The organism is Pseudomonas sp. NPDC079367 (assembly GCF_044542195.1).
Classification (GTDB): domain Bacteria; phylum Pseudomonadota; class Gammaproteobacteria; order Pseudomonadales; family Pseudomonadaceae; genus Aquipseudomonas.
Window position 1 is genome coordinate 1 of the sequence record NZ_JBITTW010000060.1, and the last position, 21,782, is coordinate 21,782.

General features: G+C 58.7%; 16 protein-coding genes. 9 read left to right on the forward strand and 7 right to left on the reverse strand.

Annotated elements, in window-relative coordinates; all coding sequences use genetic code 11:
* The first annotated feature begins 219 nt into the window (after window positions 1–219).
* Window positions 220–2,112 (forward strand): penicillin-binding protein 2, encoded by a 1,893-nt coding sequence (gene mrdA / locus ACIGDJ_RS27120; protein ID WP_397480160.1) that lies wholly within the window; start codon window positions 220–222, stop codon window positions 2,110–2,112.
* Window positions 2,113–2,157: 45 nt separating this feature from the next.
* On the opposite strand, the gene ACIGDJ_RS27125 is transcribed toward mrdA, so the two are convergent.
* Window positions 2,158–2,562, reverse strand: coding sequence for a lysozyme inhibitor LprI family protein (locus ACIGDJ_RS27125; protein ID WP_101158784.1), 405 nt, complete (start codon window positions 2,560–2,562; stop codon window positions 2,158–2,160).
* A 48-nt stretch (window positions 2,563–2,610) separates the two neighbouring features.
* Entirely contained in the window at window positions 2,611–3,525 is a 915-nt protein-coding gene (locus tag ACIGDJ_RS27130; RefSeq protein ID WP_397480161.1) for an ADP-ribosylglycohydrolase family protein, read from the reverse strand.
* 176 nt (window positions 3,526–3,701) lie between these two features.
* On the opposite strand from ACIGDJ_RS27130, the gene ACIGDJ_RS27135 reads away from it, so the two are divergent.
* Entirely contained in the window at window positions 3,702–4,190 is a 489-nt protein-coding gene (locus tag ACIGDJ_RS27135; RefSeq protein ID WP_101158782.1) for an SRPBCC family protein, read from the forward strand.
* A gap of 315 nt (window positions 4,191–4,505) precedes the next feature.
* Here ACIGDJ_RS27135 and acnA read toward each other — a convergent pair whose 3' ends face one another.
* The gene (gene acnA / locus ACIGDJ_RS27140) at window positions 4,506–7,247 is read right to left on the reverse strand and encodes an aconitate hydratase AcnA (protein ID WP_313005796.1); all 2,742 of its coding nucleotides are present in this window, start codon (window positions 7,245–7,247) and stop codon (window positions 4,506–4,508) included.
* A 222-nt stretch (window positions 7,248–7,469) separates the two neighbouring features.
* On the opposite strand from acnA, the gene rlmM reads away from it, so the two are divergent.
* On the forward strand, window positions 7,470–8,543 hold the full coding sequence (gene rlmM / locus ACIGDJ_RS27145; protein ID WP_397480162.1) for a 23S rRNA (cytidine(2498)-2'-O)-methyltransferase RlmM: 1,074 nt from the start codon (window positions 7,470–7,472) through the stop codon (window positions 8,541–8,543).
* Window positions 8,544–8,608: 65 nt separating this feature from the next.
* Window positions 8,609–8,857 carry a sulfurtransferase TusA gene (gene tusA, locus ACIGDJ_RS27150; protein WP_101158778.1) on the forward strand — a complete coding sequence of 83 codons (249 nt, stop codon included), beginning with the start codon at window positions 8,609–8,611 and terminating at the stop codon, window positions 8,855–8,857.
* A 49-nt stretch (window positions 8,858–8,906) separates the two neighbouring features.
* Here the strand turns inward: tusA and ACIGDJ_RS27155 are convergent, their stop codons facing one another.
* Window positions 8,907–10,316 carry an MATE family efflux transporter gene (locus ACIGDJ_RS27155; protein WP_397480163.1) on the reverse strand — a complete coding sequence of 470 codons (1,410 nt, stop codon included), beginning with the start codon at window positions 10,314–10,316 and terminating at the stop codon, window positions 8,907–8,909.
* Between the two features lie 160 nt (window positions 10,317–10,476).
* On the opposite strand from ACIGDJ_RS27155, the gene pdxB reads away from it, so the two are divergent.
* Window positions 10,477–11,622, forward strand: coding sequence for a 4-phosphoerythronate dehydrogenase PdxB (gene pdxB, locus ACIGDJ_RS27160; RefSeq protein WP_397480164.1), 1,146 nt, complete (start codon window positions 10,477–10,479; stop codon window positions 11,620–11,622).
* 170 nt (window positions 11,623–11,792) lie between these two features.
* Here the strand turns inward: pdxB and ACIGDJ_RS27165 are convergent, their stop codons facing one another.
* Window positions 11,793–11,972: a PA1571 family protein gene (locus tag ACIGDJ_RS27165; RefSeq protein WP_101158776.1), complete on the reverse strand. Its 180-nt coding sequence runs from the start codon at window positions 11,970–11,972 to the stop codon at window positions 11,793–11,795.
* A 258-nt stretch (window positions 11,973–12,230) separates the two neighbouring features.
* Here ACIGDJ_RS27165 and ACIGDJ_RS27170 point away from each other — a divergent pair, with 258 nt between their 5' ends.
* On the forward strand, window positions 12,231–14,009 hold the full coding sequence (locus tag ACIGDJ_RS27170) for an ABC transporter transmembrane domain-containing protein (protein ID WP_397480165.1): 1,779 nt from the start codon (window positions 12,231–12,233) through the stop codon (window positions 14,007–14,009).
* A 120-nt stretch (window positions 14,010–14,129) separates the two neighbouring features.
* Here the strand turns inward: ACIGDJ_RS27170 and ACIGDJ_RS27175 are convergent, their stop codons facing one another.
* A complete protein-coding gene (locus tag ACIGDJ_RS27175) occupies window positions 14,130–16,058 on the reverse strand; it encodes a transglycosylase SLT domain-containing protein (RefSeq protein WP_397480166.1) in 1,929 nt (642 codons plus the stop codon).
* A gap of 214 nt (window positions 16,059–16,272) precedes the next feature.
* Here ACIGDJ_RS27175 and ACIGDJ_RS27180 point away from each other — a divergent pair, with 214 nt between their 5' ends.
* Window positions 16,273–18,195 carry an ATP-binding cassette domain-containing protein gene (locus tag ACIGDJ_RS27180; protein WP_313005787.1) on the forward strand — a complete coding sequence of 641 codons (1,923 nt, stop codon included), beginning with the start codon at window positions 16,273–16,275 and terminating at the stop codon, window positions 18,193–18,195.
* A gap of 107 nt (window positions 18,196–18,302) precedes the next feature.
* Here the strand turns inward: ACIGDJ_RS27180 and ACIGDJ_RS27185 are convergent, their stop codons facing one another.
* Entirely contained in the window at window positions 18,303–18,740 is a 438-nt protein-coding gene (locus ACIGDJ_RS27185; RefSeq protein WP_101158772.1) for a universal stress protein, read from the reverse strand.
* 103 nt (window positions 18,741–18,843) lie between these two features.
* Here ACIGDJ_RS27185 and ACIGDJ_RS27190 point away from each other — a divergent pair, with 103 nt between their 5' ends.
* Together ACIGDJ_RS27190 and fadB are read left to right on the forward strand one after the other, a co-directional pair.
* Complete coding sequence (locus tag ACIGDJ_RS27190; RefSeq protein ID WP_101158771.1) at window positions 18,844–19,281, forward strand: hypothetical protein; 438 nt, start codon at window positions 18,844–18,846, stop codon at window positions 19,279–19,281.
* 528 nt (window positions 19,282–19,809) lie between these two features.
* Window positions 19,810–21,782 (forward strand): fatty acid oxidation complex subunit alpha FadB (fadB, locus tag ACIGDJ_RS27195; RefSeq protein ID WP_397504673.1); only part of this gene is annotated, 1,973 nt, incomplete at its 3' end.

A 21,782-nucleotide genomic window follows, 5' to 3' on the forward strand; every position in this document is an offset into this window, starting at 1 on the left:
CCCATGTGAGAGTAGGTCATCGTCAAGATTAAATTCCGAAACCCCAATTGCGTAAGCAGTTGGGGTTTTGTTTTGCCTGCGAGAAAGTTTTTCAGGTGCCATCGGGTAATTTCATTCTGAAGTGGACAGCCAGTTTTGTTATGGTGCAGCTCGTTTTTTAACGGACTGATATTCTGCCCACGGATCGGCACTCATTTATGTCAAAGAGTTGCTGTAGAAATGCCTGAACCAATCCCGATCAAGGACCATGAAAAAGAGACGCGGCTGGTCAATAAACGATTGATTGCCTGTGCTCTGTTCGTCTTCGCCATCAGCTGTGCTCTGGTTGTGCGCCTATACATCCTCCAGGTCGTGGAGTTCGAGTACCACTCGACCATCTCCGAAAACAACCGTGTCCACGTCTTGCCGATTCCGCCGACGCGCGGGCTGATCTACGACCGCAACGGTGTCCTTCTCGCCGACAACCGTCCCAGCTACAACCTGACCATCACCCGTGAGCGTGCAACTGACATCAATCAGGAGCTGGACGAAGTCATCAACTTGCTGCACTTGCCTGCAGAAGACCGCACGGTATTCGATAAGGCGATGAAGCAATCCCGTCATCCGTTCACACCGGTCACTTTGTTTTATGAGCTGACGGAAGAGCAAATCGCCGTCCTGGCGGTCAACGAGTTCCGTTTGCCGGGTCTTGATGTCGAACCGCAGTTCGTCCGGCACTACCCCCTCGGCGCTCATTTCGCCCATTCGATCGGTTATGTCGGCCGGATCAATGAAAAAGAATCGAAAACCCTGGACTCCGTTGAATACCGTGGTACGCAATCCATCGGTAAGACCGGTATCGAGCGCTTCTATGAAGCGCAGCTGCATGGCCATGTCGGTTACGAAGAAGTCGAAACCAACGCTCAAGGCCGAGTGCTGCGGGTGCTCAAGCACACCGATCCGGTGCCAGGTAAAAACATCGTCCTCAGCCTGGACGTCAAGCTGCAGGAGGCCGCTGAAGCGGCGTTGGGCGATCGTCGTGGTTCAGTGGTAGCCCTCGATCCGTCCACGGGAGAAGTGCTGGCGATGGTCAGCAATCCGAGTTTCGATCCGAATCTGTTCGTCACAGGCATCAGCTCGAAGGAATATTCGGCGCTGCGGGATTCCATCGACCGGCCGCTGTTCAACCGTGTATTGCGCGGCCTCTACGCCCCAGGCTCGACGATTAAACCGGAAGTCGCCATCGCGGGGCTGGACGCAGGCGTCGTGACTCCGCAGACGCGAGTATTCGATCCCGGCTATTACCAACTTCCGGACTTCGATCACAAGTATCGCAACTGGAACCACAGCGGTGACGGCTGGGTGGACATGGACGCGGCGATCATGCGTTCCAACGACACCTACTTCTACGACCTTGCGCACAAGCTTGGCATTGATCGTCTGCACGACTACATGGCGATGTTTGGCCTTGGTGAAAAAGTCTCGCTGGACATGTTTGAAGAGTCGCCCGGCCTGATGCCGTCGCAAGCGTGGAAACGCGCTACAAGGCGACAGGCCTGGTATCCCGGCGAGACGGTTATTCTTGGCATCGGCCAAGGCTACATGCAGGTCACGCCACTGCAATTGGCTCAAGCCACTGCCCTGATCGCCAACAAGGGCATATGGAATCGGCCGCATCTGGCCAAGTCTGTCGATGGCGTTGCGCCGGTTGACGAGCATCCGATGCCGAATATCCTGCTCAAGGATCCGCGCAATTGGGAGCAGGTCAACCACGGCATGCAGATGGTCATGCACGATGCTCGAGGCATTGCCCGAGCGGCCGCTGCGGGCGCGCAATACCGCATCGCCGGCAAGAGTGGTACGGCGCAAGTGGTGGCGATCAAGCAGGGTGAGCGCTACAACCGCGAAAAAACCCTCGAGCGCCACCGTGACAACGCCCTGTTTGTAGGATTCGCACCGGCCGAACATCCAAAGATCGCCATCTCGGTAATGATCGAAAACGGCGAGGCCGGTGGTCGTGTTGCCGGTCCAGTAGTGAGACAGATCATGGACGCTTGGTTACTCGACCAGGATGGCCACCTCAAGCCGCAATACGCAGCGCCGAGCAAAGCGCCGGGCGATCCTCACGTCTGAGGCGTAACGGTTTCACAGTACAGGCTCCCGAAGGCGAGCCTGTAATTACGCTCCGGGAACCGGGCAATTCATGTCACCTTCCTCGCATTTCAAATAGTGTTTGAGTGCCTCGACACGCGTCTTGGTCATGCCGGTCAGGCAAACGCTGTAAATCAATGGATAGACACTCCCGCCCGCCACCCCAGATGCCGAAAACTTGCACTCGGCATCCCGGAAGCTGATCCACGCCCGCTGCGCGTTGACCAGCAGCTTCTTGCCTTCCGGGTTGTCCTTCAAGCGCCCGGTGACCTGCTGGTACAGCGCATTCAGTTCCTTGTCTGCCGCTTTGAACGCTTGCCCCGCACATTGATTCATCGTTGCCTGATCGCTGGCATTGGCACAGTCAGTGGCGGCATGGGCGAATGGGGAAAACACAAAGGGCGCAAAGGCCAGAAGCACGCGTACTGACATGAGGTTCTCACTGTATCGAATGTAAAGAGCACCACAGTGTAGCGATTGTTATGTACGAAAGCGGGACGCCTCAAGCAAGCGATCCGCCGTGGCCGTGATTTCCTCGACTTCATGCAGTCGCTCCAGCCAGTGTTCGGGAATTCCTCGAGCCCCGTAGTAGGCTCCTGCCAATTGGCCCACGATAGCCGCTGTCGTATCCGCATCGTCACCCAGATTGGCTGCTGTGAGTACGGCGTCGGTGTACGTATGCGTGTGATGAAAGCACCACAAAGCGGCTTCCAGTGATTGGACGCTATAGCCGCTGCCTTTGATTTGAGTCTCGCCTTTGTCGAGGTATTCACCCCGCGCGATAGCAACCACCTTGGGCTGGGAAAGCTCTGACAGTGACGACCGGCGAAGCTGCGTTTTGTCCGCACCCTCAAGCGCTCTTCTGATCAGATCAGCCAGCAATTGGCAGCACTCGACTGCCTCCGGCGCGGCATGAGTTGTGCGCGAACTGTCGGCCGCAAAGGCCTGGATCTGTCGAATGTCGGGGAAATAGAACAGCACGACGGGCGCCAATCGCATCAGCGATCCGTTGCCGGCAGTCAACGGGTCAGTCGAGCCGGCAAAAGGCTCCCCAGTTTGCTGGTACTGATGCAGCGCCCGGCTAACGGTCATGCCGATGTCGAAACATTCACCGGTGGAGCTCAGGTATCCCCATTTCCACCAGTTGAGATAGCGGCCCATCTGATCAGCCGCGTCGAACCCATTCTTGCTCAGCAGGCTCTCGGCCAGGCACAGCGCCATTGAGGTGTCATCGGTCCATTGCCCAGGTTTGAGCTGGAACGGACCACCGCCAACCATATCACTGACCGGCTGGAATGATCCTCGCGGTTGAAACTCCACTGTTGTGCCGACCGCATCGCCGCAAGCCAAACCGAGGAGGGCGCCGCGATAACGATCGGCGAGAGAAGGCTGCATGATTCTTCCTTGTTTCTGCGAATTCGCGGGAAAGATAACAGGTCAGACGACGCTGATCACAGAGCGGAAACTACGGCAGGATGTGTCCGCTCGAATCAGTGGCTGCAGCGCTTCGATACAACTTCGCATTGGACATGTGGTCATACAAGCCTAGTGTTCAGAACAGGAGGTGACGTATGAAACCAGTACCTAACAGTTTCGAACGCAAAATCACGCTCAAGGCGTCGCGTTCCCACGTTTGGCGTGCATTGGTCGATGCCGAGGCATTTGGTCAGTGGTTTGGCGTGGCGCTCGAGGGCCGGCGGTTCATTGCAGGTGAATGGACGCAAGGCCAGGTCACGTACCCCGGTTATGAACACGTGTTGTGGAATGTGCTGATCGAGCGCGTCGAGCCGCAGCAGTTGTTTTCTTTCCGCTGGCACCCGTATGCAGTCAATCCGAAGATCGATTACTCGCAAGAGCCGACCACGCTGGTCAAGTTCGAATTGCAGGACTTCGAAAAGGGTACGTTGCTCAAGGTTTCGGAATCGGGCTTTGCACACATTCCCGACATCCGCCAGAAGGAGGCGTATTACATGGACAGTCGTGGTTGGGAGGAGCAATTGAGCAGGCTTGAACAGTTCCTCGCCGAAAGCGCGAAGGCCCGTGAAAGCGGAAATGCCTGAAGGGTCTAAGGGTTTTCGGAAATGGTTGTATGGCGAATGTCTTACACGCGTTGATAGCTTTTACGACTATTGCTGATTGGATCCACTCGGTAATCTACACACATCAACTGAGACGCAGGGAGTGTTTCAGGATCATGGATGATCGACCATTTGCAAGGATCGCTGCCGACAGGGAGTCGATAATGGTCTTGGGAAAAACCCGCTTCGGCGGGTTTTTTTTCGTCTGTATGCAGGTGCCGCCGAAGGCTGCGATCTTTTGATTTTGCTTCTAAAGCCAAAGTCAAAGAAACCGCAGCCTGCTGCAAATGTCACCCGTTACGAAGCAATCAACTGCCGCAATACGTAATGCAGAATCCCCCCGGATTTGAAGTACTCGACCTCATTCAACGTATCAATCCGGCACAAGACTTCAATCTTCTCCTGACGCCCGTCCTCGCGAGTGATCACCAAAGCCAGGTTCATCCGCGGCCTCAGCTCAACGCCGGTCAATCCCAGAATCTCGAACGTCTCTTTGCCGGTCAGATTGAGGCTCTTGCGATTCTGATCAAGCTTGAACTGCAATGGCAGCACACCCATGCCAACCAGATTCGAGCGGTGAATACGCTCAAAACTCTCCGCAATTACAGCTTTGACGCCCAGCAGATTGGTGCCTTTCGCCGCCCAGTCACGGCTCGACCCGGTGCCATACTCCTGACCGGCAATCACTACCAGCGGCGTGCCCGCAGCCTGATATTTCATCGCAGCGTCATAGATCGCCATTTTCTCCCCGGTGGGAATGTAAAAGGTATTTCCGCCTTCCTCGCCCCCGAGCATCTCGTTACGAATACGGATGTTGGCAAACGTGCCCCGCATCATCACCTCATGATTGCCGCGACGGGAACCATAAGAGTTGAAGTCGCGTGGCTCGACGCCTTTTTCCTGCAGATAACGCCCCGCAGGGCTGTCGACCTTGATGTTGCCGGCGGGGGAGATGTGGTCTGTGGTTACCGAATCACCCAGCAAAGCCAAGACCCGCGCGCCCTTGACGTCTTTTACCTCCGGCAGAGGACCGGAAATGTCGTCGAAGAAAGGCGGATGCTGGATGTAGGTCGAATCGTCCTGCCAAACGTAAGTCGCCGCTTGCGGGACTTCGATGGCTTGCCATTGCTCATCACCGGCGAACACTTCGGCGTATTCCTTGTGGAACATCGCCGTATTGACCTGAGCCACCGCCTCGGCGATTTCCCGGCTACTTGGCCAGATGTCGCGCAGATATACCGGATTGCCCTGCTGGTCTTCGCCCAGCGGTTCGCTGCTGATATCGGTGCGCACACTACCGGCCAATGCGTAGGCGACGACCAGCGGAGGTGAGGCCAGCCAGTTGGTCTTCACCAGCGGATGTACGCGGCCTTCGAAGTTGCGGTTGCCGGACAAGACCGAAGCGACGGTCAGATCGGCTTTCTGAATGGCTTTCTCGATCGGCTCCGGCAGTGGCCCGGAGTTGCCGATGCAGGTGGTGCAGCCATAGCCGACCAGTGAAAAACCGAGTTGATCAAGGTACTGCGTCAGCCCGGCAGCCTTGTAGTAATCAGTGACGACTTTCGAACCAGGGGCTAGTGAGCTTTTTACCCACGGCTTGCGCGTCAGGCCTTTCTCGACGGCTTTCTTCGCCAGCAACCCGGCCGCCATCATCACGCTCGGATTGGAAGTGTTGGTGCAGGAAGTAATCGCGGCGATAACCACGGCACCGTTTTTCAGGCGATACGTCTTGCCCTCGTATTCGTAGTCAGCTTCGCCTATCAGATCGGCGTTGCCCACCGCCACGCCGCCACCGCCCTCGCTTTCCAGGCGTCCTTCTTCCTTGCTGGTGGGTTTGAATTGCAGGTCGATGAAATCACTGAAGGCCTGCGCGACATTCGGCAGCGAAACGCGATCCTGCGGGCGTTTCGGCCCGGCCAGACTCGCTTCGACGCTGCCCATGTCCAGCGCCAGGCTGTCGGTGAACACCGGCTCCTGACCCGGCAGCCGCCACAGGCCTTGAGCTTTGGTGTATGCCTCGACCAGCTTCACCACTTCCGGCGGCCGGCCCGACAGGCGCAAATATTCGAGCGTGACATCGTCGACCGGAAAGAAGCCGCACGTCGCGCCGTACTCCGGAGCCATGTTGGCGATGGTTGCGCGGTCGGCCAGTGGCAAGTCGGCGAGGCCGTCGCCATAGAACTCGACGAATTTACCGACCACGCCTTTCTTGCGCAGCATCTGCGTCACGGTCAGCACCAGATCGGTCGCGGTGATACCTTCCTTGAGTTTGCCGGTGAGTTTGAAGCCGATCACTTCGGGAATCAGCATCGACACCGGTTGCCCGAGCATGGCGGCTTCCGCTTCGATCCCGCCAACGCCCCAGCCAAGTACGCCGAGTCCGTTGATCATGGTGGTGTGGGAGTCCGTGCCGACCAGCGTGTCGGGAAATGCGTAAGTGCGGCCATCTTCGTCTTTGGTCCACACGGTGCGGCCGAGGTATTCGAGGTTGACCTGGTGGCAGATGCCGGTCCCCGGCGGTACCACGCTGAAGTTATCGAATGCGCTCTGGCCCCAGCGCAGAAAGGCGTAGCGCTCGCCGTTGCGTTGCATTTCGATGTCGACGTTCTGCTCGAACGCACTGGCGCTGGCGAACTTGTCGACCATTACTGAGTGGTCGATCACCAGATCCACCGGCGACAATGGATTGATCCGTTGCGGATCGCCGCCGGCCTTGGCCACAGCGGCGCGCATCGCCGCCAGGTCGACCACGGCGGGGACGCCGGTGAAATCCTGCATCAATACACGGGCCGGGCGGTACTGGATTTCCCGATCGGAGCGGCGCTCCTTGAGCCACGCGGCGATGGCCTTGAGGTCGGCGCCGGTGACGGTTTTTTCGTCTTCCCAGCGCAGCAGGTTTTCCAGCAGAACCTTCAACGACATCGGCAGCTTGTCGAGGTCGCCCAGGCTTTTGGCGGCTTCCGGCAGGCTGAAATAGTGGTAGGTCGTGGCGTCAATTTGTAGGGTTTTCAGTGACTTCAGACTATCGAGGGACGGCATTACGATCACTCCTTTGAGTCCGCACGGCTACGGACTGAGGGGACGGGCAGAGCATTAAACCTAGCCCTGTTTTGAGTAGCTGGCTAATAACTGGACTCTATGAGCGGAACCAAGGTTCCGACTTCGGCTATCATGCGCCGGTTTTCGTGACAGGCATTGCGGCAACGCAAGGCTTGAGCATCGCGCAGCGGCCGAATCATCGGCCGCTGCCCAGGAGTAAGAATGAACACCCTATTCATGCATTGCCGGCCCGGCTTCGAAGGCGAAGTCTGTTCGGAGATTTCCGACCTCGCCGCCCGTCTCAATGTCGCCGGTTACGCCAAAGCCAAAACGGCCGCGGCCTGCGCCGAGTTTGTCTGCACCGAAGCCGATGGCGCTGAACGCCTGATGCGCGGTCAGCGTTTCGCTGAGCTGATCTTCCCGCGCCAGTGGGCGCGTGGTTTTTTCATCGATCTGCCAGAAAACGATCGGATCAGCGTGATCCTGGCGCACATGGCCGATTTCCGGGTGTGCGGCAGCCTGTGGCTGGAAGTGGTCGATACCAATGACGGCAAGGAACTGTCGAACTTCTGCAAAAAATTCGAGGGCCCGCTGCGCAAGGCGCTGACCGCCGCCGGCAAACTGATGGAGGACGCCAGCAAGCCGCGTTTGTTGCTGACCTTTAAAAGTGGTCGTGAAGTGTTCCTCGGCATGGCTGATGCCGGCAATTCGGCCATGTGGCCGATGGGCATTCCGCGCCTGAAGTTTCCCCGCGAAGCGCCAAGCCGTTCGACCCTGAAGCTGGAAGAGGCGTGGCACCACTTCATTCCGCGTGATCAGTGGGACGACCGTCTGCACAGCGACATGACCGGCGTCGACCTCGGTGCGGCGCCGGGCGGCTGGACCTGGCAACTGGTTAACCGCGGCATGCTGGTCACCGCCATCGACAACGGCCCGATGGCTGAAAGCCTGATGGACACCGGCCTGGTTCAGCATTTGATGGCGGACGGGTTCACCTTCAAGCCCAAGCAGCCGGTTGACTGGATGGTTTGCGATATCGTCGAGAAACCGGCGCGCAACGCGGCGATGCTGGAAGAATGGATTGGCGAGGGACATTGCCGCGAAGCAGTGGTCAACCTGAAGCTGCCGATGAAGCAGCGTTATGCCGAAGTAAAGCGGCTGCTGGAACGCATTGCCGATGGTTTCAAGGCGCGGGGAATCAAGGTAGATATTGGCTGCAAGCAGCTGTATCACGATCGTGAGGAAGTGACCTGCCACCTGCGCCGGCATGACAGCAAAAAGCCCAAGTCTCGCTGACCCATAGAGGTTGGACGAGATCCCGGACAATGCGCGACAATGCCGGCCAGTTTCTGGAGTGAACCATGAGTGAAATGATCGATTCTCCGGTCGACGGCACCCTCGACGCCACCGGCCTCAATTGCCCGGAACCGGTGATGATGTTGCATCAGCACATCCGCGATCTGGTGCCCGGCGGCCTCTTGAAGGTGATCGCTACCGATCCTTCGACCAAACGTGACATCCCCAAGTTTTGCGTGTTCCTCGACCATGAGTTGGTCAGCCAGCATGAAGAAGCGGGTACTTATCTGTACTGGATTCGCAAGAAACCCTGACTCTGGGCAAAAAAAAGACCTGCAAATGCAGGTCTTTTTTTATGGGTGATCAGCCGAGCGAGCGACTGATCCGGATCCGCTTGCGCGCGCTGCGTGTCAGACGAATCGACAGCATCAGCGCCGCGCAACTCAAGCCGACAATCAAACCCTGCCACAGCCCGCTCGGGCCACGTGACTCGCCGAGCCAGTCGGTCAGCCCCAGCGCATAACCTACCGGCAAACCGATCCCCCAATAAGCGAACAGGGTCAGGATCATCGTCACGCGGGTGTCCTGGTAGCCACGTAACGCGCCGGCGGCGGTCACCTGGATCGCATCGGAAAACTGGAACAGCGCCGAATAGACAATCAGCATCGCTGCAATATGAATCACCGTCGGATCAGCGGTATAGATCGCCGCAATCGGCTCGCGCAGCGCCAGCATCAGGCTCGCCGACAGGCAGGCGTAGGCCAGCGCCGTGCCCATGCCGACTCCAGCGGCAAAGCGTGCCTCACGCGGTTCCTCACGGCCCAGCGCCTGGCCGACACGCACGGTGACCGCCATACCCAGCGAATAAGGGATCATGAACACCAGCGAGCTGACGTTCAGCGCGATCTGGTGCCCGGCCACCACCGTCGCGCCGAGGCTGCCGATCAGCAGGGCGATCACGGCGAAGATGCTCGACTCGGCAAACACCGCGATGCCGATCGGCAAACCAATCGATAGCAGACGTTTGATCACCGCCCACTGCGGCCAGTCGAAACGGCTGAACAGTTCGCTTGAGCGGTAGGCCGGCGCCCAGCGTTCGTAGCCGGCCAGGCCCAGCGCCATCACCCACATCACGATCGCCGTGGCCCAGCCGCAGCCGACGCCACCCATGGCCGGCACGCCGAAGTGGCCATAGATGAAGATGTAATTCAGCGGAATGTTCAGCGCCAGCCCGCACAGGCCCAGCACCATGGCCGGGCGCGTGCGGCCGATGCCGTCACTGGTGCAACGCAGCACGTGATAAATGGCCACTGCCGGCAGACCGCTGGCGATGCCGTGCAAGTACTGCATGCTCGGGTCGATCAGTTCGGCATCGACCTTCATCAGGTGCAAAACCGGTTCGGCGGCGACCAGCATCGCAGTGGCGATCAACCCCACCACCAACGCTAGCCATAGCGCCTGACGCACGATCGGACCGATCTCGCTGTGCTTGCCAGCGCCGAAGCGTTGCGCGACCTTCGGCGTGGTGGCCAGCAAGGTGCCGGTCATCAACAGAAACACCGGGACCCAGATCGAGTTGCCCAATGCTACCGCCGCCAGATCCTTTGGTCCGACGCGTCCCGCCATCACCGCATCGACGAAGCCCATGGCCGTGGTCGCCAGTTGCGCGATGATGATCGGCAGCGCCAGGGCGAGCAGGTTTTTCAACTCCAGGCGAATCCGCGCAGGGCGGGACAGGGAGACGGCGACGGGTTGGTCAGTTACAGAGTTCACAGGCGAAGCGTCCAGAAAGTATTGATGCGCAGAGCGGCGCATTCTACGCCGCTGACGCCTCGGTCAGGAAAAATCCTCTGTTGCGTATTTGTAAGCGCAAACCCTGCTGGCTGATCGGCGCGTCTGCACCTAAACTGCCGATCCGCCCAAGGAGCCCGCCATGCTGATTGTTGCCGACGAAAATATCCCGCTGCTCGATGCTTATTTTGCCGGTTTCGGTGAAATCCGCCGTGTGTCGGGCCGCTCCATTGACCGTGCCACGGTCGAGCACGCCGATGTGTTGCTGGTGCGTTCGGTGACCCGCGTTGACCGTGCGCTGCTTGAGGGCAGCAAGGTGCGCTTTGTCGGTACCTGCACCATCGGCACCGACCATTTGGATCTCGATTACTTCAAAGAGGCCGGGATTGGCTGGTCGAGCGCGCCGGGGTGTAATGCTCGTGGCGTGGTCGACTACGTACTGGGCAGTTTGATGACACTGGCCGAAATCGAAGGCGTTGATTTGACTCAGCGTACCTACGGCGTTGTCGGCGCCGGTGAAGTCGGTGGTCGCCTGATCACGGTCTTGAAAGGTTTGGGCTGGAACGTAAAGGTTTGCGATCCGCCGCGTCAGGCTGCCGACGGCGGCGATCATGTCAGCCTCGAGCAGATCCTCGAGCAGTGCGACGTGATCAGTCTGCATACACCTTTGACCCGTAACGGCGACGATGCGACCTGGCATCTGTTTGATCGACAGCGTCTGCAGCAACTCAAGCAAGGTGCGTGGCTGATCAATGCGGCGCGCGGCCCTGTGGTCGATAACGTTGCGCTGCGTGAAGTGCTGCTGGAGCGTGAAGACCTGCAGGCAGTGCTCGACGTCTGGGAAAAGGAGCCGGAAGTTGATCCTGCGCTGGCCGAACTCTGTGTGTTGGCGACACCGCATATTGCCGGTTACAGCCTTGACGGCAAGCAACGCGGAACCGCGCAGATCTACCAGGCCTACTGCGCTTTCAGCGGCCAGCCTGCGATTATCCAGCTGAGTGATCTGTTGCCAGCGCCGTGGTTGTCGGAAGTTTCCTTGCATGGCGACAGTGATCCGGCGTGGGCGCTGGCGATGTTGTGTCGGGGCGTGTATGACCCGCGCCGCGACGACGCGGATTTTCGCCGCAGTCTGGTAGGAAATGTCGCTGAGCAGCGTGAGGCATTTGACCAATTGCGCAAGCAGTACCCGGTACGACGCGAGATCGAAGGGCTGAAGGTGCGGATTGAAGGGGATGCGCCTGTGTTGCGCCAGATTGTGGCGGCGCTCGGCGCAACCCCGGTCCCATAACCGCATTGGCCTGTAGGAGCTGTCGAGTGAAACGAGGCTGCGATCTTTTGATCTTGCTTATTGAAGATCAAAAGATCGCAGCCTTCGGCAGCTCCTACACGATTCGCAGCTAAATCAGGCGCAGAAAAAACCCGGCCAATCAGGGCCGGGTCGGGAAGACGTTGGCTACATCACTCTTGTTCGGCAGGCTTGACCAATCGCTTCTCCAGTTCGCGGCAGGCGTCCTGGATCATGTCTTCAGTGATTGGTACTTCGCGGCCCTGCTCATCGATAATCGAGCAACCCAGAGACTGGTCGGGTTGGGTGCGGATCACTTCAATCTTGTCTTCGCTGCTGTGTTGCAAGGACATGGCCTGTCTCCTCATCAGGTTGTGTGCCTAAGTTAAAACCGCCACGTGACCAGGCTGTGACAACTCCCTGCGATCTGTCGGCGAGCGGCATCTCTACTCAAACAGAAATGCCGTCTCGTCTCAACCGCAACCTTAGACCAATCGTTTCTAGCATCCGGACATCCCGGGCATATTTAACCTGACTCATTGTGATTTACAGAGTTCCACCCCATTTGAGTCTGTAGGCTGGCCCGATTCATCTGCGCAGACGTGAATTCCATGATCTCCTTGCTATCTTCCCGACACCGGCGCGCCTTGCGCCTGACCAGTCATTTTCTCCTGCCGTACCGCTGGCATGCCTTCGGCGCTTTACTCGCGCTGATCGTCACCGCGGGCATTACCTTGTCAATGGGGCAGGGCATCAAGCTGCTTGTGGACCAAGGTTTCATGACCCGATCGCCGCATCTTCTTAATCAGTCCATCGCGATCTTCATGTTGCTGGTGCTAGGCCTGGCACTGGGCACTTTCGCCCGTTTCTATCTGGTGTCATGGATCGGTGAGCGCGTGGTCGCTGATATTCGTCGCCAAGTGTTCAATCACTTGGTGTACCTGCATCCAGGCTTTTATGAGGACAACCGCAGTTCGGAAATCCAGTCGCGCCTGACTGCCGACACCACGCTACTGCAATCGGTGATTGGCTCGTCGCTTTCGTTGTTCCTGCGCAACCTGTTGATGGTAGTTGGCGGTGTGGTGCTGCTGTTCATCACCAATTCCAAACTCACCAGCATTGTGGTGATTGCGCTGCCGCTGGTGATTGCGCCGATCCTCATATTCGGCCGTCGCGTGCGCAATCTGTCGCGCCAGAGTCAGGATCGTATCGCTGACATTGGCAGTTACGTGTCTGAAACCCTCGGCCAGATCAAAACCGTGCAGGCCTACAACCATCAGGTGCAGGATGAGCAGCGTTTCGCCTCCACCGTAGAGCAGGCGTTCGAGACCGCACGCAAACGGATCTTCCAGCGGGCGTGGTTGATCACGCTGGTGATCGTGCTGGTGCTTGGCGCGGTGGCGGTGATGTTGTGGGTTGGTGGCATGGATGTCATGGCCGGGCGGATATCGGCCGGCGAGCTGGCGGCATTCGTTTTTTATAGCCTGATCGTCGGTAGCGCGTTCGGCACGCTGAGCGAAGTGATCGGCGAACTGCAACGCGCTGCGGGTGCCGCTGAACGCATCGCGGAATTGCTGCGCTCGGAAAACATTATCCAGCCACCGGTGGCCGGACTGGTCACTTTGCCAGCGCGAGTCAAAGGTGAGCTTGAATTGCGCGACGTGCGCTTTTCCTACCCCTCTCGTCCGGAAAGTTACGCAGTCGATGGCTTGAGTTTGACGGTGAGGGCGGGCGAAACCCTGGCATTGGTGGGGCCGTCAGGCGCGGGCAAATCCACGGTTTACGACCTGTTGCTGCGCTTCTACGATCCGCGCGAAGGGCAGATTCTGCTGGATGGAGTGCCGCTGACCAGCCTTGACCCACTGGACCTTCGCCGCTGTTTCGCGCTGGTGTCGCAAACCCCGGCGCTGTTTTTCGGCAGCGTGGATGAGAACATTCGCTACGGTTGTCCTACGGCCACGCTGGCGCAGGTCAAGGAAGCCGCGCGCATTGCCCACGCCAACGACTTCATCGAACAGATGCCTGATGGTTATCAGACTCATCTGGGCGATGGCGGCCTCGGCCTGTCCGGCGGTCAACGCCAGCGCCTGGCCATCGCTCGGGCCTTGCTCGTGGACGCGCCAATCCTGCTGCTGGACGAAGCCACCAGCGCCCTCGACGCACAGAGCGAGCATCTGATCCAGCAAGCCTTGCCAACGCTGATGGAAAACCGCACCACGCTGGTCATCGCCCACCGACTGGCCACGGTGAAAAACGCTGATCGGATTGCGGTGATGGATCAAGGCAAGTTGGTGGCGGTTGGGACACATCAGCAATTGATCGCCAGCAACCCGCTGTATGCGCGGCTGGCGGCGTTGCAGTTTAATGATGGCCACGCAGTGGACTTGTAGGAGCTGCCGAAGGCTGCGATCTTTTGATCTTGCTTTACAAAAAATGCCCGCATTGAATGCGGGCATTTTTACATCAAAGATCGCAGTTTTCGGCAGCTCTTGCCTACCCGGGATTACCGGTTACTGATCATCAAAATACCGCTCATGCCAATCCACCAGCGGTTGGGGAGAATTAAGCTTCTGGCCGTAGATCACCGAATATGACAGTACGTTCTGCACGTATTGACGGGTTTCGTCGAACGGGATGCTTTCCACCCAGACGTCAAAACTCAGGTGATCAGCGCCGCGCAGCCACTGACGCACGCGGCCGGGGCCGGCGTTGTAAGCGGCGGAGGCGAGGACGCGGTTACCGTTGAACTGGCTGTGCACCTGACTGAGGTAAGCAGCACCGAGCTGGATGTTCTTGTCCGGATCGAGCACTTGCTGGGGCGAGGCCAGCGGAATGCTGAACTTGCGCGCGGTTTCCTTGGCGGTGCCGGGCATCAGTTGCATCAGACCGCTGGCGCCGACGCCGGAGCGCGCGTCGTCCATGAAGGCGCTTTCCTGCCGGGTGATGGCGAACACCCAGCTTGAATGCAGGCCGCGGACCTTGGCTTCACGCACGAGGGTATCGCGGTGAGCCATCGGGAAGCGGATGTCCAGGTCGTCCCAGTACTGCGCCTGACTGATGGTGCGGATTGCCGGGAAGTACCATTTCAGGTCATACGCCAGTTTCGCCTGGGCGACCATTTCATCGCGATTGAAATGACGGCTGACGTGATACCACTCGCGACGCCCGTCGACGATCTGCCCACGTGCATGAAACTCCAGCGCACGACGCACGCCGGGGGTGTTGCGAACCTTGCTGATCAACGCCTGGCTGAGCACCAGCGGCTTATTGTTCAACGAGTAAGGCGACTGCGAGCGATCAGCGGCAAGGAAACCGTAGAAGTCCCGTTCCCGCGCCAGATTCTTGTACAGGGTCAGCGCTTGCGGGTTTTGCGGTTGGGCCAGTTCCAGGCTGCGCGCCTGCCAGTAGCGCCAGCGGTTGGTGGTGGCCAGGTCTTGCGGCAGACGTTTGGTCAGTTCGTAGGCATCGTTCCAGCGTGCCAGACGCAGCAGCAGGCGCAAGCGCCATTCCGATACGGTGTTGTCGCGCAGCTCCGGATCGTATTTGGTCATAACGTCCAGCGCGCGGCTGTCGAAGCGGCGCGCAAGGGTCAGGCCGATCTCGCGAGCAATCGCGACTTTTTCATCGCGAGAGAAATGCATGCTGCTGGCGTAACCGTCGAGCAGAGCCATGGCCTTGTCCGGATCCTGCCTTGCGAGGCGGCGCAGGCCGAGGCTGACAACGTCTGACATCGGCTCGTCGGCCGGGGTGAAGCGCGACGGCTGGTTCAGCAGTTCGGGTTTCTGCGCGACGTCGACCAGCAAGCGACCGCGCGGGGCGAGGCTGGTCAAGCCGTTGATCAGGCTGTTCGCCAGCGGATAGTTACGCGCCTGCGCGGCGAGTTTGGTGCGTTCCCAGCGTTTCTGTTCGGTCAGTTGGCCGTCGGCAGCCCAGATGCCGAACAGGGCGTCACAGGCGGCGGGTTGCGATTTGCCGGTCAGCCAGAGTTTTTCCGCGTTGGCGTAGCCTTCAGCTTTCTTGTCGTGGCTGATCTGATACTGCGCGTTGAGGCAGTCTAGCTCAGTGAAGTTCAGCTTCGGATCGTAGTATTTGACGAAGGTCGCCCAGTCGCCACGGTCGGCGAGCCAGCGCAACCAGCGCAGCTTCATCCAATTGGCTTGCGGCAGATCACCGTGTTCGGCGAGGAATTTCTCGATCTCCGCGTTGCTCGCCGTCTTCAGACGCGCGGTCAGTTCGTCGTAAGCCAGATAGGGTTCCAGCGGATAATCGGCCAGCGCCTGGCTGTAACGGAAATACGGTCCGGTATCACCCTTGGCCAAGGCGCGCTTGGCTTCATCGTAATACTGGCGTTGGGTGGACAGGTCGACCGCCTGGACGGATTGAGCGGCAGCGGCGGTAAGAAACAAGCAGGACAAAACACTGAAAAGGCGACTGCGCATGAGACATCCGGGCAGAGAAATCATGACAAGTGCCGATCGGAATCCGCACTGAATTGCCTGTAGCTTAGCCTTTTGCCAGCAAGCGGCGAAAGCTTTGCGCGCCTCACTGCACAAGTTCGCAACAAATGTTGTGCAGAGTGCTTCGACCGACAAATTGCCGGCCTGCTGAAGCCTCAAGTCAGGTAGAATGCGCGCCCGGTTTTTGGAGAAGCTCATGACCCTGCTCAAATTCAGCGATGTGTCCCTTGCGTTCGGCGCTATGCCGTTGTTGGACAAGGTGTCCTGGCAGATCGCCCGTGGTGAGCGGGTGTGCATCATCGGCCGCAACGGCACTGGCAAGTCCAGCATGATGAAACTGGTCAAGGGCGACCAGAAGCCCGATGACGGCTCGGTTTGGCGTGCGCCTGGTCTGAAAATCGGCGAATTGCCGCAAGAATTGCCAGTGGCCGACGACCGGACTGTATTCGACGTGGTGGCTGAAGGTCTCGACGGCGTCGGCGCCTTGCTCGCCGAATACCATCACCTGAGCCAGAACATCGTCACCGACGCCGATCTGGACAAACTGATGCATGTCCAGCACGACCTCGAAGCCCGTGACGGCTGGCGCTTGCAGACGCTGGTTGACAGCACCCTGAGCCGCCTGCAACTGCCGGCCGACAAGACCCTCGCCGAACTCTCCGGCGGCTGGCGCCGTCGCGTGCTGCTGGCGCAGGCGCTCGTGTCCGAACCGGACCTGTTGCTGCTCGACGAACCGACCAACCACCTGGACATCGGTGCGATTGCCTGGCTCGAAGAAGCGCTGAAAGATTTCCAGGGCGCCGTGCTGTTCATCACGCACGACCGTTCCTTCCTGCAAAACCTCGCCACGCGCATTCTCGAACTGGATCGCGGCGGCCTGATCGATTGGAACGGCGACTACGCCAGTTTCCTCGTACACAAGGAAGCCGCGCTGGCGGCTGAAGAGACCGCCAACGCGCTGTTCGACAAGCGTCTGGCTCAGGAAGAAGTGTGGATCCGTCAGGGCATCAAGGCCCGTCGCACCCGTAACGAAGGCCGTGTACGTGCGCTGAAAGCTTTGCGCGTTGAGCGCAGTGAGCGTCGCGAGCGTACCGGCAAGGCCAACATCCAGCTGGAAACCGCGGACAAGTCCGGCAAGCAAGTGATGGTGCTGGAGAACGTGAGCTTCGCGCATCCGGGCGGGCCGTTCCTGATCAAGGATTTTTCGATGGTCCTGCAGCGCGGCGACCGTATTGGTCTGCTCGGCGCCAACGGTACCGGCAAGACCACACTGTTGAAACTGATGCTCAGCGGTCTGCAACCGACCAGCGGCAAAGTGGAAGAGGGCACGCGCATCGACGTGGCGTACTTCGACCAGTTGCGCCATCAGTTGGATCTGGAAAAAACCGTGATCGACAACGTCGCCGAAGGTCGCGACTTCATCGACATCGACGGGCAGAGCCGTCACGTGCTGAGCTATCTCGGCGACTTCCTGTTCAGCCCGCAGCGTGCGCGCACGCCGGTCAAGGCGTTGTCCGGTGGTGAGCGTGCACGTCTGTTGCTGGCGAAGCTGTTCAGCAAACCGGCTAACCTGCTGGTACTCGACGAGCCGACCAACGATCTCGACGTGGAAACCCTCGAACTGCTCGAAGAAGTGCTGCTGACCTTCAATGGCACCGTGCTGATGGTGAGCCACGACCGGGCATTCCTCGATAACGTGGTGACCAGCACCCTGGTATTCGAAGGCGAAGGCAAGGTTCGTGAATACGTCGGCGGTTATCAGGACTGGATCCGTCAGGGCGGCTCACCGCGTCTGTTGGGCGTGACTGAAAGCAAGTCGGGCAAGGCTGACCTGAACTCGGCGGTGGTTGCCGCTGAGCCTGCTGTGGTTGCTGCGCCTGCCGCTGCTGCACCGGCTGCAAAGAAAAAGCTGAGCTACAAGCTGCAGCGCGAGCTGGAAGCCTTGCCGGGCGACATCGACGCCAAGGAACAGCAGATTGCTGCGGTTGAGGCTGAAATGGCTGAAGCCGGTTTCTATCAGCGTCCGCCGGCGGAAACGGCCAAGGTCATTGCTTCGCTGGAACAATTGCAGGCCGAGCTGGATGCGTTGGTGGAGCGTTGGGCCGAGCTGGATGCCTGATCGATCGTGATGTGCAAAAGCCCGGCGCTCAGTGATGAGCGCCGGGCTTTTCATATGTAACGCGATCAGCAGGCTGGATCAGATCAAAATGTGGGGAGCGAAACCAGTCAGCGTTTGACCAGGTGCACCGCGAGCACATCGCAAGGGGCGCCATGCAGCACATCATTTGCGGTCGAGCCTAGCAATAGCGCCAGACCGTGACGGCCATGGCTGCCAACCACGATCAGATCGCACGCTTGTTCCTTGGCAAAATGATGAATTTCCTGGCGTGGCTGGCCGTAGGTCAGGTGGCAATTGGCGCCAACGAGCTCGGTATATTTGGATTTGAGCTTTTCAAGGCGTTCCTTGGCCTGATCGAACTGCTGTTGTTGCAGTTGTGACAGATCCATCGGCACATCGCCACCGAAGGCCATGGCCATTGGTTCAACGATATGCACCAGCGACAACTTGGCACCGTTGCTCACCGACAACTCGCGGGCGCGGTGGATCACAGGGTCGCACTCTTCGGTCAGATCTACAGCGACCAGTATGTGGTGGTAGGGCATGAGGTGCTCCTCCTGAGGTTTCGATATTGGTAAGTATGGCTGGTTTCAAGCGCATTGGTTCGCAAGCGAGACAATGGGCCCATCAAAAATCGGGAGTACAGATATGACGGTCTGGCTGGTGGTGTCAATCCTGCTGGTAGTTTTAAGTCCGCTGGCATGGCTGCGCCCATCGCGTGCGCAGAGCGGTCGCATGGCCTTGCGTATGGAGGCGCGGCGCATGGGCCTCGCCATGCAACTCGCGCCCCAGGAGTGGCCGCACTGGCTGCTGCCGGAGCCGCCGAATCCTTGTGCCCAGTACCATCGGCCGCGGCGAGGCGGTCAGCCGGCGTGCTGGACCTACTGGCAGAAAACTCCGGGCGTGTGGGTCAATCAATGGCAGGAAGTCTGCGATGACCGGGCGCTGCTCGATTATTTCGAAAAATTGCCGGGCAATGTTTTCAAGGTCGAGGCGGACAAGCAGATGATCGCATTGTATTGGGGCGAGAAGGGTGAGGCGACGGTTCTGCAGGATATCGACGCGACCCTTAAAGCGCTGGCGTGATGCGTGGACTTTTCTCACTGCAACGGTGTGAAACGTCCGGCAGACGCGCATTAAAAAGCCCGACATGATTCATCGGGCGGGGTTGGCCAGGCAGGCCGGAAATAGTTTTTTCTGCTGACGCGGTTTCAAGCGCGCTGTGCATTTCCCAGTAGTCCCACCAGCGTAGCCCTTTAAACAAAGGCTGCGACGGATTAGGGCGATTTTTCTAATTATTGATTCTATGAATGGCTGGACATGCAAGTGCGTGTTGCAGGTCTACGCCCTACGGAAATGACCGCAAAGTCGCATTTCAACCGGTATTTTGGGCGATTGACAATTGCCGGGAATTCCGAGAAGGTGACGTACCCAAATCAAACGGGCGTATGAATTGAGCGTTTGTCTTACAGACTGCTCCTACAGAATCCCGACTATCGCGTTGGCGGGTGTGCCGGGTGGATTGGCGTTAGCATTGACGAAAAAGCGTCCTGCCGAGCCATTCGCCTGCGTCCGACGTGTACTGTTCAGCTTCCATATCGTGGAGATCAGTTGATGATTTACGAAGGTAAAGCCATCACGGTTAACGCTCTTGAAAGTGGCATCGTCGAATTGAAATTCGACCTCAAGGGTGAGTCCGTCAACAAGTTCAACCGTCTAACCCTGAACGAACGGCGTCAGGCCGTAGACACCATCAAGGCAGATGCTTCGATCAAGGGCGTGATCGTCAGCAGCGGAAAAGACGTATTCATCGTCGGCGCCGACATCACCGAATTTGTCGACAACTTCAAGCTGCCGGATGCCGAGCTGGTTGCTGGCAATCTCGAAGCCAACAAGATCTTCAGCGATTTCGAAGACCTCAACGTACCAACCGTCGCGGCCATCAACGGCATTGCCCTCGGTGGCGGTCTGGAAATGTGCCTGGCGGCTGACTATCGCGTCATGTCCACCAAGGCCAAGATCGGCCTGCCAGAAGTCAAGCTGGGCATTTACCCGGGCTTCGGCGGTACAGTGCGTCTACCGCGCCTGATTGGTGTCGATAACGCCATTGAGTGGATTGCCGCCGGCAAGGAAAACCGCCCTGAAGACGCGCTCAAAGTCAGCGCCGTCGACGCCGTGGTTGCCCCAGAGAAGTTGCAGGAAGCAGCCCTTGAGCTGATCAAGCGCGCCATCTCCGGCGAGTTCGATTACAAGGCCAAGCGTCAGCCGAAACTTGAAAAACTCAAGTTGAACGCCATTGAGCAAATGATGGCTTTCGAAACTGCCAAAGGCTTCGTGGCTGGCCAGGCCGGCCCGAACTACCCGGCGCCGGTCGAAGCGATCAAAACCATCCAGAAAGCCGCGAACTTCGGTCGTGACAAGGCACTGGAAGTGGAAGCAGCAGGCTTCGTCAAGCTGGCCAAGACCTCTGCCGCACAGAGCCTGATCGGCCTGTTCCTGAACGACCAGGAACTGAAGAAAAAAGCCAAGGCTTACGACGAAATCGCCAAAGACGTGAAGCAGGCCGCCGTACTCGGTGCCGGCATCATGGGCGGCGGTATCGCCTACCAGTCGGCCTCCAAAGGCACGCCGATCCTGATGAAGGACATCAACGAGCACGGCATCGAACAGGGCCTGGCAGAAGCTGCCAAGCTGCTGGTCGGCCGCGTTGACAAAGGTCGCATGACCGCTGCGAAGATGGCTGAAGTGCTCAACGGCATTCGCCCGACGCTGTCGTACGGTGACTTCGGTCACGTCGATCTGGTCGTCGAAGCGGTGGTCGAAAACCCTAAGGTCAAGCAAGCGGTACTGGCTGAAGTCGAAGACAAGGTCAAAGAGGACACCATCCTCGCGTCCAACACCTCGACTATCTCCATCAGCCTGTTGGCCAAGGCCCTCAAGCGTCCGGAAAACTTCGTTGGTATGCACTTCTTCAACCCGGTGCACATGATGCCGCTGGTGGAAGTGATCCGTGGCGAGAAGTCCAGCGAACTGGCCATCGCCACTACCGTGGCTTACGCGAAGAAAATGGGCAAGAACCCGATCGTCGTCAACGACTGCCCGGGCTTCCTGGTCAACCGCGTGCTGTTCCCTTACTTCGGCGGTTTCGCCAAGCTGGTCAGCGCCGGTGTCGACTTTGTCCGTATCGACAAGGTCATGGAGAAATTCGGCTGGCCAATGGGCCCGGCGTACCTGATGGACGTGGTCGGCATCGACACCGGTCATCACGGTCGTGACGTGATGGCTGAAGGTTTCCCGGATCGCATGAAAGATGACCGTCGCTCGGCCATCGACGTGCTGTACGAAGCCAAGCGCCTGGGCCAGAAGAACGGCAAGGGCTTCTACGCCTACGAGGCCGACAAGAAAGGCAAGCAGAAGAAAGTCGCCGACCCGTCGGTACTCGAAGTGCTCAAGCCGATCGTTCACGAGCAGCGCGAAGTCACTGACGAAGACATCATCAATTGGATGATGATCCCGCTGTGCCTGGAAACCGTGCGTTGCCTGGAAGACGGCATCGTTGAAACCGCCGCCGAAGCAGACATGGGTCT